Origin of the sequence: Novosphingobium aerophilum, from assembly GCF_014230305.1 — a bacterium.
Taxonomy (GTDB): Bacteria; Pseudomonadota; Alphaproteobacteria; order Sphingomonadales; family Sphingomonadaceae; genus Novosphingobium; species Novosphingobium aerophilum.
On record NZ_JACLAU010000117.1, the window covers coordinates 1 to 1,020 of the forward strand.

At 64.6% G+C, this 1,020-nt stretch carries 1 protein-coding gene; it reads left to right on the top strand.

Annotated elements, in window-relative coordinates:
* Nucleotides 1–157: 157 nt before the first annotated feature.
* The coding region (locus tag H7F49_RS19295) for an IS256-like element ISSpma2 family transposase (RefSeq protein WP_185685164.1) at nt 158–1,020 on the top strand (863 nt) is incomplete at its 3' end.

Sequence of the window (1,020 nt, forward strand, 5' to 3'; positions counted from 1 at the left end):
GCTAGCGTCCGCGCTCGTGGTGTAATTTCCGGTGTAGGCGATGGTGTATTCCGGGGTGGGGCATGCCCCACCCCGGAATGCGGCGTCGCTGGTGGCCACCGGGCTCATCGTTATGGTGGAGTTTGCACACTTCAACCGTGACGAAGAGGAGTTCCCGATGACCGAGGACAGATTACTGATCGAAGAGCTGGCTGCGAAGGGCGGCCAACCGGATTTTTTGCGCAGCATCGCCGAGAACGTGTTGCAGCTGATCATGGAGGCCGACGTTGACGGCCTGATCGGCGCTGGCCGACACGAACGCAGTGGGGAGCGGGCCACATGGCGCAACGGCTATCGCGACCGCTCGCTGGACACCCGTGTCGGCACGCTCAACCTCAAGATCCCCAAGCTGCGCGCCGGATCCTACTTCCCCGGCTTCCTGGAACCCCGGAAGATGGTCGAGAAGGCGCTGGTCGCGGTGATCCAGGAGGCGTGGATCGGCGGCGTCAGCACCCGCCGGGTCGACGAACTGGTGCAGGCCATGGGCATGACCGGCATCTCCAAGTCCACGGTCTCCAAACTGTGCAAGGATATCGACGAGCGCGTCCACGCCTTCCTCAAGCGCCCGCTGACCGGCGAGTGGCCCTATCTCTGGCTCGATGCCACCTATCTCAAGGTGCGCGAAGGCGGGCGGATCATCAGCGTCGCCGCAATAATCGCCATGGCCGTCAACACCGAGGGCCGGCGCGAGATCGTCGGCCTGCATATCGGCCCCTCGGAAGCCGAAGTCTTCTGGTCCGACTTCCTCAAGGACCTGGTCCGCCGCGGCCTGACTGGCGTGAAGCTGGTCATCTCCGATGCCCACGAGGGCCTCAAGGGTGCGATCACCCGTGTCATGGGTGCCACCTGGCAGCGCTGCCGGGTGCACTTCATGCGCAATGCCCTGTCCTATGTGCCCAAGGGCCAGAACACCGTGGTCGCCGCCGCGATCCGGCAGGTCTTCCTCCAACCCGACCAGAAAAGCGCGACCCAGGTCTGGCG